This window comes from Pseudomonas parasichuanensis (assembly GCF_021601385.1).
GTDB classification, from domain to species: domain Bacteria; phylum Pseudomonadota; class Gammaproteobacteria; order Pseudomonadales; family Pseudomonadaceae; genus Aquipseudomonas; species Aquipseudomonas parasichuanensis.
This window is the reverse complement of record NZ_BQHO01000026.1, coordinates 37,461-54,321: the sequence shown is the minus strand read 5'-3', so window position 1 is coordinate 54,321 and position 16,861 is coordinate 37,461. Positions and strand designations below refer to the sequence as shown.

General features: G+C 66.8%; 9 protein-coding genes. 3 read left to right on the top strand and 6 right to left on the bottom strand.

From position 1 onward, the window contains the following. Nucleotides 1-69: 69 nt before the first annotated feature. Complete coding sequence (pbpC, locus tag L6D77_RS19455) at nt 70-2,418, bottom strand: peptidoglycan glycosyltransferase PbpC (RefSeq protein ID WP_232884639.1); 2,349 nt, start codon at nt 2,416-2,418, stop codon at nt 70-72. A gap of 68 nt (nt 2,419-2,486) precedes the next feature. Between pbpC and L6D77_RS19450 the strand changes: the two genes are divergently transcribed. Further along, nucleotides 2,487-2,780 (top strand): hypothetical protein, encoded by a 294-nt coding sequence (locus L6D77_RS19450; RefSeq protein WP_232884640.1) that lies wholly within the window; start codon nt 2,487-2,489, stop codon nt 2,778-2,780. A 35-nt stretch (nt 2,781-2,815) separates the two neighbouring features. On the opposite strand, the gene L6D77_RS19445 is transcribed toward L6D77_RS19450, so the two are convergent. Further along, nucleotides 2,816-7,720, bottom strand: coding sequence for an alpha-2-macroglobulin family protein (locus L6D77_RS19445; RefSeq protein WP_232884641.1), 4,905 nt, complete (start codon nt 7,718-7,720; stop codon nt 2,816-2,818). Nucleotides 7,721-7,985: 265 nt separating this feature from the next. Between L6D77_RS19445 and L6D77_RS19440 the strand changes: the two genes are divergently transcribed. Then, nucleotides 7,986-9,323, top strand: a complete 1,338-nt coding sequence (locus L6D77_RS19440; protein WP_232884642.1) for an MATE family efflux transporter — start codon at nt 7,986-7,988, stop codon at nt 9,321-9,323. A gap of 75 nt (nt 9,324-9,398) precedes the next feature. Here L6D77_RS19440 and speA read toward each other — a convergent pair whose 3' ends face one another. The 4 genes from speA to L6D77_RS19420 all read right to left on the bottom strand — a co-directional run bounded on the left by speA (nt 9,399) and on the right by L6D77_RS19420 (nt 13,712). After that, nucleotides 9,399-11,312: an arginine decarboxylase gene (speA, locus tag L6D77_RS19435; RefSeq protein ID WP_232884643.1), complete on the bottom strand. Its 1,914-nt coding sequence runs from the start codon at nt 11,310-11,312 to the stop codon at nt 9,399-9,401. 150 nt (nt 11,313-11,462) lie between these two features. Further along, on the bottom strand, nt 11,463-11,834 hold the full coding sequence (locus L6D77_RS19430) for a translation initiation factor Sui1 (protein WP_232884644.1): 372 nt from the start codon (nt 11,832-11,834) through the stop codon (nt 11,463-11,465). 272 nt (nt 11,835-12,106) lie between these two features. Then, the gene (locus tag L6D77_RS19425; RefSeq protein WP_232884645.1) at nt 12,107-12,643 is read right to left on the bottom strand and encodes an NUDIX hydrolase; all 537 of its coding nucleotides are present in this window, start codon (nt 12,641-12,643) and stop codon (nt 12,107-12,109) included. A 1-nt stretch (nt 12,644) separates the two neighbouring features. Then, entirely contained in the window at nt 12,645-13,712 is a 1,068-nt protein-coding gene (locus tag L6D77_RS19420; protein ID WP_232884646.1) for a DUF2333 family protein, read from the bottom strand. 249 nt (nt 13,713-13,961) lie between these two features. Between L6D77_RS19420 and L6D77_RS19415 the strand changes: the two genes are divergently transcribed. After that, nucleotides 13,962-15,578 carry a response regulator gene (locus L6D77_RS19415; protein ID WP_232884647.1) on the top strand — a complete coding sequence of 539 codons (1,617 nt, stop codon included), beginning with the start codon at nt 13,962-13,964 and terminating at the stop codon, nt 15,576-15,578. Nucleotides 15,579-16,861 lie beyond the last annotated feature (1,283 nt).

The following is a 16,861-nucleotide window of genomic DNA, read 5'->3' as shown; positions in this document are numbered from 1 at the left end:
TGCCCGTTGCTCGCCCCCGCCACAGCAAGCGTAGGTGCCGGGGCTGCAGTCAGCCACCGAGGCCGGGGATCACTCGCTGACCTGGAACTCCACCCGCGCGGTCTCGCCGCTTTCGTCCAGCGCACTGAGCTCGATGCGCCCGGCCTGTTCGAAACGCACCAGCAGGCTGTCCTGCCCGCGCGTTTCGCCCAGTGGCTGGCCGTTCATGAACCACCAGCGCTGCCCGCCACCGCCCAGCGCCGACACCCGCACCTGCAGCGGCTCGCTGTTGCTGGCCGGGCGGCGCAGGTTGTCACCCGGGCGCACACCGACAATCGACAGCGGCGGTGCGCTGGCCGCCACCTGCGGCGGGCAGCTCGGGTCCACGGCCGGCAGCCGCGCCGCACGCTGCTCCACTCGCGGCAGCCAGGGCTCCAGCGGTGCCGGCCACAGGGCAATATCACGGGCCTTGGCACCCGGGCAGCCGGCATCGACGCGCAGCCCCTGGTTGTTGACCCAAACTGTGTCGCGCAGGCCCAGGCCCAGCGGCTGGTCGGCTGCCTGCAAGGTAGGGGGCGTGGTGTTGTCGAGGGTCCAGGCGAAGCGCTGGCGACGACAATTCGGGTCCTGGCGGTTCATCGGCTGGCCCAGCGGCCAGCAGATCGCCGCAACGCCCACCGAACCCGGCACGGCCTCCACCGGCAGCCGGATGCCACGCTGGGCATCACGGTTGCTCAGCAGGTCGTGCACCTGCAGCATCAACGGCGCCGCCGAGGCCAGGCCGAACTGGCCCGGCACAGGGGTGCCGTCGGGGCGGCCGATCCACACGCCGATCAGGTAACGCGGGCCGACGCCCACCGACCAGGCATCGCGAAAGCCATAGCTGGTACCGGTCTTCCAGGCCAACTGCGGGCGCTGCACCAGTTCGGCGTGCGGGTCGCGGTCGGGGCGCGCCAGGCCGCTGAGAATACGCCGGGTGATCCATGCCGAACCCGGTGACAGCAGGCGCTGCTCCAGCAGCGGGTCCTGCGGCTGCAGGCGGATCTTCGCGCTGCGCCCCTCGCGGGCGAAGGCAGCATAGCCGCCGACCAGGTCTTCCAGCCGGCTGCCGGCGCCACCGAGGATCAACGACAGGTTCGGCTCGGCCAAGGGTGGCAACACCAAGGGCACACCGCCCATGCGCATCTGCGCGGCGAAGCGCTTCGGCCCGTAGGCTTCGAGCAACTGCACCGCCGGCAGGTTGAGCGACAGCGCCAGCGCCGAGCTGGCCGACACCGGGCCACTGAAGCCCATGGAGAAGTTGCCCGGCCGGTAATCGCCATAGCGCCGTGGCACATCCTGCAGCAACGATTCGGAATGGATCAACCCGTCGTCCATGGCCATGGCATAGAGGAAGGGTTTGAGGGTCGAGCCGGGCGAGCGCAGGGCATGGATCATGTCGACATGCCCAAAGCGCCGCTCGTCGCCGATGTCGATCGAGCCCAGGTAGGCACGTACCGCCATGCTCTGCGTCTCCACCACCAGCAGCGCCGCCGAGGTGCGCTCGGGCAGGCGCGCGCGCCAGCCCAGCAGCAGGTCTTCCAGCCTGCGCTGCAGGGCGGCGTCGAGGGTGGTGCGGATCAATGGCGGGCTGTCCGGGGTGTTCAGGCGCCGGGCCAGCAGCGGTGCCAGCGCCGGTTCCTGGCGCGGGGCGAGCAGCAGCGGCTCCTCACGCGCCTCGGCGATGCGCTGTGCCGGCCACACCTGGTACTCGGCCAGGCGCTGCAGCACCTTGTCGCGGGCACGCTGGGCGCGCTGCGGATGGCGGTCGGGGCGCAGCCGGCTGGGTGCCTGGGGCAGCACGGCGAGCAAGGCCGCCTCGGCCGGTGTCAGGTGTTTCGGCGACTTGCCCAGGTAAGCCCAGCTGGCCGCCGCCACGCCCTGCAAGGTGCCGCCGAACGGTGCGCGGTTGAGGTAGATCTGCAAGATCTCGCGCTTGGACAGGTGCCATTCCAGTTGCGCCGTACGCCACAGCTGGCGCAGCTTGCCCGGCAAGGTGCGGTCGTGCGGGTCGAGCAGACGCGCCACTTGCATCGACAAGGTGCTGCCGCCGGACACCACGCGCCCACCCCGCAGGTTGAGCCAGGCCGCACGGGCCAAGGCCATGGGGTTGACCCCCGGGTGGTGATAGAACCAACGGTCCTCATAGCCGAGCAAGGCTTCCAGGTACAGGGGCGACACCTCGTCCGGGCTGACCGGGTAGCGCCACACACCATCGGCATCGGCAAAGCGCCACAGCGGTGTACCATCTTCGGCCAGCACCACCCGCGCCAGGTCATCGCCCGGCATCGGCAGCGGCCAGATGCGGTCGGCCAGCCACAACAGGGCGATGGCCAGTAACAGGCCAACGCCGCCGCGCCGCAGGACTCTCCTCAGGCGTTGCCGGGCTAAGCTTGGCATCGGGAACCGACCGGGCCGGGTGATGGCCAAAGGCTTGGAACCACCGATTCGTTCATCAGGAAGCAACTATGCATGTAGAAGGTTTTTTCGAGTGGCTGGGCCAGGTGCTGGGGTCGGTGATCCGTTTCATCGTCGATGGCCTGAGCGGGTTGTTCAACCTGTTGGCCAATGCCGGTGGCAACTTCATCGATGGCCTGGCACGCACGCTGGGCATGGACACTTCGCTGGTCAGCATCCTCGCCCTGATCGTTGGCCTGTTACTGCTGTACTCGGCGGTGCGCGCGTTCATGCGGGCATCGATCATTCTCGGGGTCATCTGGGCGTTGCTGGGGTTGTGGGTGTTGAGTTGGGTGGTGCATTGAGCCTGTGCGCCGCTCCTACACAGGCAAGCGCAGGTTCAGCGGGCGCGCACCACCATCTCACCCTGGCTCTCGCCCACCGCCTGCACGTTCGGCCGGTACATCGACTCCACCTGCGGCGGCGGGATGCGGTAGCTGCCCGGGGTCACCGCACGCGCCAGGTACAGCAGGTGGGTGGTGCCGTAGCTGTCGAGCTTGAGCGCCGCCACGTAGCGGTCGTCGCGGTACTCCTGGTGCACCACGCTGGCGTTCTGCATCGACTCGCGCCACTGCTTCACCGCACTGCTGGCGTTGTCCAGGCTGGCGGCGCTCTGCGCCAGGTTCTGGTTTTCAAGCTCCAGGCCCGCCGGCAGCAGGTCGACCACCAGGGCATCGGGTACGCGGTCCTGGGCCTTGAGCGCCAGGTGCACCAACACCAGGTCGCCACTGCGCAGGCTGCGTACATCCAGCGCCTGGCCATTCATGCCCAGGTACTCGCGGCGGATCTCCAGGCCATTGCCGCTGGCGGCCGGGGCCTGGCGCGGGTAACCCGACAGCGTCAGCTGCTGGTACAGAGTGTCGCTGCTTTCGTTCTGCACCGTCAGTGGCGAGGCCAGCAGCGGGCCTTCGAGCTTCATGCCCGCGTCGCTGTTGCTGAACTCGCGAACCTCACCGGCGCTGTCCAGGCGTGCCTTCCAGCTGCCCTCCGGCTTGCCCAGCAGGCCGCGGCCGGCGAGGAACAGGGCGTTGCGCTCCTGGGTCGACAGCCAGCGGTTGGCCGCCAGCTCGTCGGACAGGGCGAACAGGCGTTGGTCAACCTGGTTACCGGCCAGGTTGTTCTCCTGCAACAGCGCGAGGATCAGCGCCTGGTCACGCAACGCGCTGCCATAGTCGGCCATCCAGCCCTTGCTGCGGCTGACCGCCAGGCCCGCCTGCAACGCCTGCTGCGAACGCGGCTTGTCGCCCATCTTGTCCAGCGCCACCGCCAGTTGCACCAGCGGCAGGCCGGAGCGGGCATCGCTGCGCCGGTCAAACAGGCTGCGCAAGGCACCCAGCGGCGCCTGTTGGCTGCGCGCCAGCACCAGCCCGGCATAGGCCTGTACGGCAAAGCGGGTGTGCTCGGCGTTCTCGCTGTAGTCGACTTCGATCAGGTTGCGCTCCTGCACATAACGCAGCAGGCGCTCACTGGCCTTCTTCAGCACTTCGGCCGGCACCCCATAGCCCTGCTCGCGGGCGCGCAGCAGGAAGTCGGTGACATAGGCGGTCAGCCAATACTCTTCCTCGCTGTCCGAACTCCACAGGCCGAAGCTGCCGTTGTAGCGCTGCATGCCCAGCAGGTGCTCGATGCCCATCTCGATCTTGCGCTTGCGCACGTCGGCGGGCTCGCCCTTGATGCCCAGGCGCTTGAGGCTGTCGGCATCGGCGTACAGCGAGGGGTACAGGCCACTGGTGGTCTGCTCCAGGCAGCCATAGGGGTAGGCTTCCAGGGCGCGGATCTGCTCGGCCAGGTTCAGCGGCGGGCGGCTCGACAAGGCCAGCGTGGCCTCCAGGCCCGCGGGCTCGAACTCGGCCAGGTCGCTGCCCGGCAGGCTCCACGGCTGGTCCTTGAGGGCCACGCGGTAGTGCTTGAGCATCGCCGGATAAGCCGGGCGGATGCCCAGGGTCCACTCACGCTCGAAGGCGTTGGCCGGTTCGCCCGGCAGTTGCAGGCCATTGACCTGCACCCGCACCTTGCCCTGGCCAAGGCCGCCCTGGGCCTGTACCGGGATCATCAAGGTGGTGCGCTGGCCTTCGCCCAGCGCGACGTTCTGCTGGGCCCCGCCCAGCAGGTTCAGCTGGCCTTCGCCGATCACTTGCACGGTCAGTTGCTGGGCGCGGCCGGACAGGTTGGCCAGGTCCAGTGCCAGGCTGGTGCGGTCGCCACCGGCCAGGAAGCGCGGCGCCGACAGTTCGGCGATCAGCGGTGCGGCCACCACCGTCTTGCCTTCGGCCATGCCGAAGTGCTCCTCGGTCCAGGCCTGGGCCATCAGGCGCAGTTCGCCGTTGAAGTCGGGGATATCGACCGTGGCCTGGCCCTCGCCTTTCTCATCCAGCGTCACCGGCAGGCTCTGCTGGGCAACGATGGTCACCGTGGTGTTGGGGCGCTTGCCGCCCTTGGCCATGGCCGCGTCGCCACCGAATGCCAGGCTGGCCAAACGGCCCTGGCCGGCTTCGATCAGCTGGCCGTAGATGTCCAGCTGGTCGGCGCCGTAGGCCTTGCGGCCGAACAGGCTGGCGAACGGGTCGGGGGTCTTGAAGTCGGTGATATTGAGGATGCCCACGTCCACCGCAGACAGCAGCACGTGCACCTGCTTGGGCACGCTGCCGTCGGCATTCACGGCCTTGAACTTCACGGTCAGCGGTTGTTTCGGGCGCATTTTCTCCGGCGCCTGCAGGCTCACCGCCAGCTTGCGCTCGGCGCGGTCCAGCGGCAGGTGCAGTACGCCCACGGCGCGCTTGGGCGTGGCATTGGCCTTGCGCTCGCCCGGGCGGATCACCAGGGCGCTGATGTACAGGTCATGGCGTGCCCACTTTTTATCCAGCTCGACCTCGAAGGTCTTGCCTTCGGCCGGCACGTCGATTTCCTGCCACCACAGCGGGCCGTCGGCGGACTCGATCATCAGGTAGCCGGAGCCTGCAGCCGGTGGGGTGACGGTGACCTTGGCGGTGGAGCCGTCCTTGAAGGCCGGCTTGTCCAGGGCGATCTTCACCTGGTCGGGGCGCACCGCGCCGCCTTCGGCGTTGTCCTGGGCGCGGTAGCCCGCCCAGAAGCGCGCGCTCGACACCAGGCCAGTCTGCGGGTCTTCCACTTCGACGCGGTACGGGCCCCACTCCACCTGGAAGTTCAGCTTGGCGGTGGAGCCGGCCTTGACGCTGATCGTCTCTTCGTTCTGGGTGAGGAATTTTTCGTTGTAGTTGTAGCTCCAGCCGTCGCTCTGCGAGTAGTTCCAGTAGTAGTCGCGGCGCTCGCGGATCAGCCGCACCTTGAGGTCGTTGGCGGCGAGCTTGTTGCCGTTCTGGTCGGCGACCAGGAACTCGAACTCCACCGGGCCGTCGCCGTCGGTTTCTTCACCGTCGAACAGCCCACGCAGCCCCGGCAGGCGCTCGGCGGGCCAGATCGGCTGTTCCAGGCGGCGGGTGATCGGCCGGCCACCGGACTCCTGCAGGCTGGCCTGCACGGTCAGTTGCAGCGGCGAACGCGCTTCGCTCCAGCGGCTTTCGATATCGATACGGGCCTTGCCGGCCTGGTCGAGGGTGACTTCGTCCAGCTCCAGGTCCTGGTTCAGCTCGGTCTCGGTGACCGCGCCGAACTGGTAGCCAGGCAGCGCTTTGACGGCTTCGCGCAGTGGGCGCACGTAGGCCTGGCCACTGAGGCGGTTGCCGGCCGCCGGGGCGCCGTAGAGGTAACGGCCATTGACCTGGATGGTGGCGGTCTGCTCGGGCGACAACGGTTTGCTGCTGCCTTTGAGCTCCAGCGCCAGGCGCTCGGGGAGGAAGTCTTCGACGAGGAATTCGTAGACCTGCTTGCGGCCACCGCCCAGGTCCAGCAGCAGTTGCCAGCGGCCGGTCGGTGCCTCGGTGGCCAGCTGCAGCTGGTACTGGAACAGGCCGTTCTGGTCGGCCTCCCAGACGAACTTGCGGCTCACCTGCTCGTCCGGGCGGCGCACTTCGACGCTGACCGGCTGGGCCTTGACCGGCTTGCCGTCCTGGTCGCGCAGCAGGCCATTGAGCAGCACGGTTTCGCCTGGGCGATACAGGTCGCGCGGGCCGAAGATAAAGAACTGCAGCGGGTTGGCCTGGGGGCCGGTGATGTCGAATTCGGCCAGGTCCAGCGCCGCGGTGTTCAGGCGCAGCAGGGTGGTGTGCACGCCTTGGGTGGCGATCAGGGTGTCGGCCTTGGCGGTGATCGGCAGTTGCGCGTGGCCGTCGCCGTCGGTCTTGGCCTGGGCCAGCAGCTTGCCCTTGTCGTCATGCAGTTCGAGGGTCACGTCCTTGAGTGCCTTGCCGCCTTCCAGGGCCTGGGTGAATACGTCCAGGCGGTCGCGGTAGCGGTGGGCGGAAACGCCGATGTCACTCAGGGTGAACAGGGTCGCTGGCTGCGAGTAGTCGTAGGTGCCCGAGGCCCGCATCACCGCCAGGTACACCCCCGGCGCCTGCAACGGCTTGATCCCGGCGATCGGCAGCAGCACGGTCTCGCGGGTGTTGCGCGCAGGGTTGAGGTCGAAGCGGCCGCCGTAGACCAGTTCGGCCATGTCCAGGGTTTCCTTGGACTGGTAGTAGTACAGGCTGCTGTTGCGCCCCCAGTTGGCCAGGAAGGTCGAGAGCATCTCGGGTTTGACCCGGAAGAACTCGACATCGACCTTGGGCACGTTCAGCGCGATCACCGGCAGGCCTTCGGCCAGACGGGTGGGCAGCAGCGAGCCACGGCTGGCGAAGCCGACGGTGGGCTGCATGTCGCGGGTTTCGAAGCGGCTGACCGATTCGGCTTCAAGCGAATTGCCGTTGACCGATAGCAGGCCATTGTCGATGGTCAGGACCATCTTGCGCTGCGGTTCCAGGTGGCGCAGGCGCAGCTCCATCTGGTTGTCGGAGAGTTCCCAGGCGCCGTCGACCTTGCCCTTGACGGTGTCGACAAGGTGCAACTTGGAGGCGAAGTCCTGGTTGGCGTCCAGCGGCGCGGACACGCTGACCGACAGGGTGCTGGCACCGTCGAGCTGCACTTCCGAAACATCCAGTACGTTGAGCTCGCGGCCGGCGTAGCGCTTGGCGAGCACGGCCGGGTCTTCGCGCTTGGCCGTTTTCGTTTCGGCAGGCGCGGCAGCGGTGGCGGCCTCGGTGGGCGCCGCTGGTTTGTCCGGGGTGGAGGAATCACAGGCACTGAGCAATGCCAGCGCGCAGGCCAGCAACAATCCTTTGTTGAGCATTTGAGAGTGAACTCTTCGGCAGCGTGTACGTGAGGGGGGCAACTATAGCGCAACGGGGCAGGGGTTACCTGGCCAGGCGCGGCAAGTGAGACCCTGTTCGCGCGGTTTGGTTGCAGGGTCGGTACAATGGCCGACCTTCATACAAGGGGCCGCTTCGCGCCCCATCGCTGGCAAGCCAGCTCCCACAGGGTTCGGCGCATAGCCTGTGGGAGCTGGCTTGCCAGCGATGGGCTGCGAAGCGGCCCCAAGCACCCCCGGCCTACGCATGTCTGAACTGTCCACCGCCTGGCACCACCGCCCCACCCACCGCAAGGTCTGGGGCCTGGCCGCGCCCATGATCCTGTCCAACATCTCGGTGCCGCTGGTGGCGCTGGTCGACAGCACGGTGATCGGCCACCTGCCCCATGCCCACCAGCTGGGCGCGGTGGCCGTCGGCGCCACGCTGTTCACCTTCATGGTCGGCCTGATGGGCTTTTTGCGCATGGGTTCCACCGGCTTCGCCGCCCAGGCTGCCGGCCGTGCCGACGGCGCCGCGCTGCGCCAGGTGCTGGTGCAGGGGCTGTTGCTGGCACTGGCTTTCGCCGCGCTGATCGGCCTGCTGGCCCTGCCCTTCAGCCAATTGGCGCTACAGGCGATACAGCCCAGCGCCGCCTTGCATGAGTCCACCGAAGCCTTCTTCCACACCCGCCTGTTCGGCCTGCCGGCGGCGCTGGCCAGCTACGCCCTGGTCGGCTGGTTCCTCGGCACCCAGAACGCCCGGGCGCCGCTGGCGATCCTGCTGACCACCAACCTGCTCAACATCGCCCTGAACCTGTGGTTCGTGCTGGGCCTGGACTGGGGCGTGATCGGCTCGGCGCGGGCCTCGGTGATCGCCGAATGGAGCGGTGCGCTGCTGGGCCTGGCCCTCACCCGCCCGGCGTTGCGCGCCTACCCCGGGCGTATTGCCTGGGCCGCGCTTAAACGCTGGCAGGCCTGGCGGCCGCTGTTGGCAGTCAACCGCGATATCTTCCTGCGCAGCCTGGCGCTGCAACTGGTGTTCCTGCTGCTGACCGTGCAGGGCGCACGCCTGGGTGAGGCCACGGTGGCGGCCAATGCCCTGCTGCTCAACGGCCTCTTGCTCACCGCCTATGCGCTGGACGGCCTGGCCCATGCGGTCGAGGCCCTGTGCGGCCATGCCATTGGCGCCCGCGACCGTGACAGCCTGCGCCGCGCACTGGTGGTGGCCTGCGGCTGGTCGCTGATCGTCAGCCTGGGCTTTGCCGTGCTGTTCCTGCTGGGCGGGCATTTGTTCATCGACCTGCAGACCGATATCGCCAGCGTGCGCGCAGCGGCGTATCCGTACTTGCCGTATCTGGCGCTGCTGCCGTTGATTGCGGTGTGGAGTTACTTGCTGGATGGGTTGTTCATCGGCGCCACGCGGGCGCGGGAGATGCGCAATGCAATGCTGGTGTCGGTGCTGATCGCCCTGCCCTTTGCGCTGGGGCTGAGCGGGTTGGGCAACCATGGATTGTGGTTGGCCTTTTTGCTGTTCATGGCGCTGCGGGCGGTGACGCTGGGGTGGGCTGGGTGGCGGTTGCAGAAAAATGGGGGCTGGATTCAATAACGCCGGGGCCGCCTTGCGGCCCTTTCGCGACACAAGGCCGCTCCTACAACACCGTGCAAGAGCGGCCTTGGATCATCAGGACGACAGGTAAGAAGACCGGGTCAACCCCAGGCGCAACGCATCCAGGAACTGGGTCCGCTCGCGCGCAGTGATCTTGGCGCTGGCCACCTTGTCGCGGTAGTGAGTCATCAACTCCTCCGGCGAAAGGTGCACGTAGCGCAGCATGTCCTCGATGGTGTCGTGGGTCTCGATACCGGCGTGGTACACGCTGCCATCGGCGTTCTGGTAGATGTTCACCGAGTCGGTGTCACCGAACAGGTTGTGCATGTCACCCAGGATCTCCTGGTAGGCACCCACCAGGAACACGCCCAGCAGGTAGTCCTCGCCTTCCTTGACCGCATGCACCGGCATGCTGGTCTCGATGCTCTGCTCGTCGACGTACTGGTTGATCTTGCCGTCGGAGTCGCAGGTCAGGTCCTGCAGCACCGCGCGGCGCAGCGGCTCTTCGTCGAGGCGGTGCAGCGGGATGATCGGCAGCACCTGGCCGATGGCCCAGGTGTCCGGCAGGCTCTGGAACACCGAGAAGTTGCAGATGTACTTGTCGGCCAGCTTGTCGTTCAGCTCGTCCAACACCTGGCGGTGCGAGCGCTGGCGGGCCTTGAGCGAGTTGTGCAGGCGGCGGCACACGGCGAAGTAGCACTGCTCGGCCAGGGCTTTCTCGGCCAGGGTCAGCTTGCCGTCGGCGTATTGCGCGGCCACGTCGCCCATGTAGTGGGTAGCGCGCCAGTAGGTCTCGGTGACCATCTCGATGTCGGTCGGGCCCAGCAGATCGGCCAGCCACTGCACCGTCTCGGGCAGGCTTTCCTTGTTCTCGATCAGCGGCACTTCGTCGTTGTGGCTCTCGACGTCGGTCACCTGGATCACCAGCATGGCGTGGTGCGCGGTCAGCGAACGGCCGCTCTCGGAGAAGATGTGCGGGTGCGGCAGGCCCTGCGCGTCGCAGAACTCCTTGAGCATCCCGACCACCACGCCGGCATAGTCGTCCATGTCGTAGTTGATCGAGCTGGCGTTGCGCGAGTGGGTGCCGTCGTAGTCGACACCCAGGCCACCGCCGACGTCGATGTGATCGACCGGCAGGCCCAGGGCGCGCAGTTCGCCGTAGTAGCGGATGGCTTCCTTGAAGCCGTGCTGGTAGTCGGCCAGGTTGGCGATCTGCGAGCCCATGTGGAAGTGCAGCAGGCGGATGCCCTGGTCCAGCTTGGCGTCACGGAAGCGCTGCACCACCGAAATCAGCTGGGCGGCGGACAGGCCGAACTTGGACTTCTCGCCCCCGGTGTCGGCCCACTTGCTCGACGCCAGCGACGACAGGCGCACGCGCAGGCCCACCTGCGGTTTCACCTTGAGCTCGGCGGCCTCTTCGATCACCAGGGCGACCTCGGACTCCTTCTCGATCACGATGAACACGTTGTGGCCGAGCTTCTGGCCCATCAGCGCCAGGCGGATGAACTCGCGGTCCTTGTAGCCGTTGCAGACGATGGTGCCGCCTTTCGGTGCCAGCGCCAGCACTGCCAGCAGCTCGGGCTTGGAGCCGGCTTCCAGGCCAATGGAGACGTTTTGCGTGGCGATGATGTTCTCGACCACCGCCTCCTGCTGGTTGACCTTGATCGGGTACAGCGCGGTGTACTGGCTCTGGTATTCCAGGCGCGCGATGTTGGCGTCGAACGCGCCGGTCAGCTGGCGCACGCGGTCCTGCAGGATGTCCGGGAAGCGCACCAGCAGCGGCAGCGACAGGCCGCTCTGGCGCAGTTCTTCAACCTGTTCGAACAGGTCGATCGGGGCGCTGCCCGGGCCGTTGGGGCGCACTTCGACGCGCCCGGCTTCATTGATGGCGAAATAACCCGCGCCCCAATGGCGGATGCCGTAAACACTGCGGCTGTCCGCCACGGTCCATTGGCTACCATCGTCTTTGCGTGTGCGTCGTACGGACATTCAAGTCCCCTATGGATAAGTCGAAGACACTGCCCCGCAAGGGGCGGGCGCAGTGTAGAAGCTGAAAATGACGATTCGTCCGTGCCCGCAGGTAGACCACGCGCACAGAACCGAGTTTAGAAAGCCTTGGGCAAAAATCCCGTGACGGCCTCAGCCGCCGGACTTTTTCGCCTTGAAACCCTGCTTGGTCAGCTCGCCGAGCAACAGCTCGACGTGGTCGCCCTGGATCTCGATGACCCCGTCCTTGAGCGCGCCGCCGGTGCCACAGCGGCGCTTGAGGGCGGTGGCGAGCTCCTTGAGCTGGTCCAGGGGCAGCGGCACACCGGTGATGGTGGTGACGGTCTTGCCGCCACGGCCTTTGCTTTCGCGGCGTACGCGGGCGATGCCGTCGCCTTCGGGGATGACCTGCTGGCTGCAGATGCAGGCGTCCACCGGTTTGCCACAGTCAGGACAGTGCCGACCGGCATCGGTGGAGTAAACGAGACCGCCAAGGGCGGCGAAGGAAGAAGCTTTCTTGGTCACTTTTGTGCCTCGGTGCTGAGGACAAAAACTGGCCGACGGGAGCCGACCGCGAAGCCCCACTCTGGCAGGGGCGGCGCTACTGCCGCAAGGTTGTGCGGCAGCCCGAAAAGGGCGCGCAGTGTAACGATAAATCCGGCGCTTGCTAAGTACAGGATTGCGCCAATTTACGAATGATTTGCGACCTTTCGGGCCCCATCGCCGGCAAGTCGGCTCCCACAGGGTTAGCGATATCACTGTGGGAGCCGGCTTGCCGGCGATGGGGCCTGCGGCCGTTACCCTTGGCTGGCCTTGTACCGCTGCAAAGCCGCCAGCGAATCCGGGCAATACGGCAGCGAAGCACTTTCCAGCTCGGCCTGCTCGACAGCGATGAACCGCGCCTCGCTCACCTCTTCAGGCTGCAAGCGCAACGCCCCGTCCCACACCGCCGAAAACACCGCGCACCACAGCCGGTTGCCCGGCTGGTCGAAGTAGAACTTCTCGTGGAAGCGCAACGCAACGCCGCTCACCCCCAGTTCTTCTTCCAGCTCCCGGGCCGCCGAGTCGGCATAGCTTTCCTCATGCCCGACCATACCGCCCGCCGCCACATCCCAATACCCGGGGTACAGCGCCTTGCTCAGGGTTCGCCGGTGCACGCACAGCTCGCCTGTACTGTTGAACAGCAAGATGAAGGTGCAGCGCCCGATCAGGCCGCGCTCACGCAGCTCGGCCCGTGGCAGGGCACCGAGCGGCTGGTCGTGGTCATCCACCCAGGCCACCCGTTCAGCGTCGGAGGCCGCGCGGTGCGCGGCCTCTTCAGTGCTGATGGCCATGTCAGCCCTGGGACAGCAGCTGGCGCAGGTCGATGACCGCGGCGTTGGCCCGGGAAATGTAGTTGGCCATTACCAGCGAGTGGTTGGCCCACATGCCGAAGCCGCTGCCGTTGAGCACCATCGGGCTCCACAGCGCTTCCTGGGACGCTTCCAGCTCGCGGATGATCTGGCGCACGCTGACCGTGGCGTTCTTCTTCGCCAGCACGTCGGCAAAGTCGACCTCGATGGCGCGCAGCAGGTGCGACAGCGCCCAGGCCTGGCCACGGGCCTCGTAGAACACGTTGTCGATCTGCAGCCACGGCGTCTCGACCACCTCTTCATCGACCTGAGGCGCCTGGCCCGGGGCCACCGACTCGGTCTTCAGGGTGTTGTTGAGCTTGACCCGGCCAACGCTGGCCGACAGCCGTTGCGACAGCGAACCCAGGCGGGTCGCGACGTCACCCAGCCAGTTGTTGAGGTTGTCGGCACGGGTATAGAAGATCGCGCCCTGGTCGCCCTTGGCCAGGCGGTTCTGGTAGCGGGTCAGCGACTTGATGCCTTCTTCGAACTCCGACTCGCTCGACGGCAGGATCCAGCTCTTGTTGTCGAAGTTGAAGCGCGGCTCGGCCTTGGCCAGGTCGGCGTCTTCAGTGGACTGCGACTGCGAGCGGGCGAAGTCCTTGCGCAGCGCGCGGGACAAATCGCGAACCTGGACCAGCACGCCATATTCCCAGCTCGGCATGTTGTCCATCCACAGCCCCGGCGGGAAGCGGTCGTTGGAGATGTAGCCACCCGGCTTGTCGAGCAAGGTGCCGGCGACGGTCTTGAGGGTTTCGACGGTGGTGTAGCCGATCACCATCTGCTGGCCACTGCGCTCGGCGGCAGCCTGGGCATTCTGCTGCACCGGGAACAGTGCCGGCTCCTCGCTCCAGTACCAGCCCAGGCCCAGGCAGACCAACAGGTACAGACCGATCAGGGTCCCCAGGGCGCGGCTCCAGAGGCCGCCCAGGTAGCTACGGGTGGCCGAGCCACGGGCTTCGACCCGCTCGCGAGGCTCGGCTTTGGCCTCACGGTTTTTCCAATCCAGCATGGCATTGTCCTTGATCAGTGGAGACGGTACAGGGCTTGGACCTCTGGCTGGCGCCAGGGTGCCACGGCAAGCCCGCGTGGCAGCACTATAAAGCAGACGCCGCCATTCGTATAAGCGACCAACGGGTCGACAACTGAATAATCATCCTTGAACACTTTGTTGACCCTGGGCACTCGCTTGTCGGAAAAGCGGTGCTAGCATAGAGCCATCACTGAACCTGCACCTCCTCTACTAACAAGCAGTCAGGACATGACCCAGCCAGCCGACCCGAGCCACGAGCGCCTCAAGCAGCACTTTGCCCAGCGGGTCATCCACCAGGCCCGGCAGATCCTCGAGATCTGGCAGCGCCTGCAGCGTGGCGAATGGTCGAGCGCCGGCCTGGGTGAACTGGGCGAAGCCAACCTGCGGCTGCAGCGCTACGCCGAACGCTTCGAGCAACCCGAGCACGGCGACCTGTCCACGGCCATCGGCCAGACGCTGCGCGCCATCGAAGCCAACAGTGCGCGCCTCAACTCCGAGCTGATCGCCGAACTCAACCGCCTGATGCAGCGCCTGTCGCGCACCGGCCTGCGCAAGGGCGACCAACTCGACAATGTGCCGCTGCCCCCCCTGCGCAAACCGGTGTATATCGTCCTGCAGGACCATGAGCGCGCCGAGCGCCTGGCCCAGCAGCTGGAGTTCTTCGGCCTGACCGTGCAGGCCCTGTTCAGCGCCAACGCCTTCCAGGCGTCGATGAGCGAGCGCCTGCCGGCAGCCATCATCATGGACGTGGACTTCACCGGCCCCGGTGCTGGCCTGCAGCTCGCAGCCCAGGCCCAGCAAGGGCTGGAGCAGCACATCCCGCTGCTGTTCTTCAGCCTGCACGAAACCGATACCCCCACCCGCCTGGCCGCCGTGCGCGCCGGCGGCCAGGAATTCCTCACCGGCACCCTGGAAGCCTCCAGCCTGCTGGAAAAGGTCGAGCTGCTGACCAGCGCCACCCAATACGACCCGTTCCGCGTGCTGGTGATCGACGACTCGCGGGCCCAGGCCCTGCACACCGAGCGCCTGCTCAACAGCGCCGGGATCATCACCCGCACGCTCACCGAGCCGATCCGCACCATGAGCGAGCTGGCGGACTTCCAGCCCGACCTGATCATCCTCGACCTGTACATGCCCACCTGCACCGGCCCGGAGCTGGCCAAGGTGATCCGCCACAACGACCGCTATGTCAGCGTGCCCATCATTTACCTGTCGGCCGAGGACGACCTGGACAAGCAGCTCGACGCCATGAGCGAAGGCGGCGACGACTTCCTTACCAAGCCGATCCGCTCGCGCCAGCTGATCACCACCGTGCGCAACCGCGCCGCCCGTGCCCGCCACCTCAAGGCGCGCATGGTCCGCGACAGCCTCACCGGGCTGTACAACCACACCCACATCCTGCAACTGCTCGAAGACTGCAGCTTCCGCGCCCGGCGCGAAGAGCAACCGCTGTGCTTCGCCATGCTCGACATCGACCATTTCAAGAAGATCAACGACCGCCATGGCCACCCCATGGGCGACCGGGTGATCAAGAGCCTTGCGCTGTTCCTCAAGCAACGCCTGCGCAAGACCGACTTCATCGGCCGTTATGGCGGCGAGGAGTTTGCCATCGTCATGCCCAACACGGGCCTTGCGGCAGCACACAAGGTGCTCGACGAGATCCGCCGGCGCTTTGCCGAAATCCATTACCCGGCGCAGCCCCACGACCTGCAGTGCACCTTCAGCGGCGGCGTGGTGCAGCTGGATGACAGCCTCGATGCGCTGACCATGGCCAGCGCGGCGGACGAAGCGCTGTACCGGGCCAAGCATGCCGGGCGCAATTGCGTGGTGCGGGTCGATCCGTAGACGCTGACGCCCACACCGACCTGTGTGTAGGAGCGGCCAAGCCACCCAATACCGGCACTGTGCCACTTATTTTTGGCGCCAACCCCGCGTCGTCATCACCGCGTCATAAAACCGCAATAACTTCAGGCACCTACCTCCACTCCCCCGCAGGAAGTTCGCGGCTATGCGCCTGAAGTGGCTGACCAATTTCAACACCCTGTTGCTGGTAACCGTGTGCATCGCCCTGGGCGCGACCCTGTGGTGGTCACAACGCGCACTGGAGCGCCCCTATCAACTGATGGAGCGTTACCTGGGCCTGTCGCAGCAGTTCCAGAACGATGCCGCGCGCAACACCCAGGCCTACCTGGCCAGCGGTGATGCCCTGCGCCATGCCGCCGCAGTGGAGGCCAACAAGCAACTGCAGGCCGCCCTGGCCGACTGGCCCGAGGACCTGTCGGGCAAACTGCGCCCGAGCCTCGACAGCCTGCAGGCCTTCACTGCCAACGAACTGCTGGCCGCCGGCAAACTGGCTGGCGACCCGCAAGCACTGCTGCTGCAGGCCGAGCGCGAACTGGGGGCCAACCTCGAGCAACTGGCCGGCTACGCCCGCGACAGCGGCCATGCCGAGGCCAGCCGCTACCTTGCCCCGCTGATGGAAGCCACCCTGCACCTGGGCCGGCTGTCGCTGGCCCGCGACAAGTTGGTCAGCAGTGGCCGCGCGGAACTGGCCGATGAAGTGCAGCGCGAACTGCAACTGATCGCCGCCCAGGCGCAGACCCTCGACGGCCTGCCGCTGCTGGGGGTGACCCGCGCCGCCGAATCCAACGCCGACGACTTTGCCGCCATGATGGGCCTGGACGCACAAACCAGCGCCCAACAGGAAGACGTCGCAGTCGGCCTCAAGCGTGAGCTGCAAAGCCTGCTCAACCGCTACCCCGCCGAGCTGCAACGCACCCGCGAGCAGATCGAGCGGCGCACTGCCCTGGCCGCCAGCACCGGCGAACGTCTTGATGCCGTGCAGCAGGCCATCGCCGGGCTCGAACCACAAGTGCGCGCCCAGCACGCCAGAATCGCCGGCGAAGTACGCATCCTCCAAGGCCTGATGATCGGCCTGATCCTGCTGATCGCCCTGCTGATCGATACCCTGCAACGGCGCCTGGCAGGCACCCTGAGCAGCCTGGCGCCAGCCCTTTCGCGCTGGGCCGAAGGCGACTTCGCGCAAACCATCGAGCTGGGCAAGACCAACCGCGAACTGCACGACATCCAGGAATCGCTGAACCGCCTGCGCCAGTACCTGGTGGAGC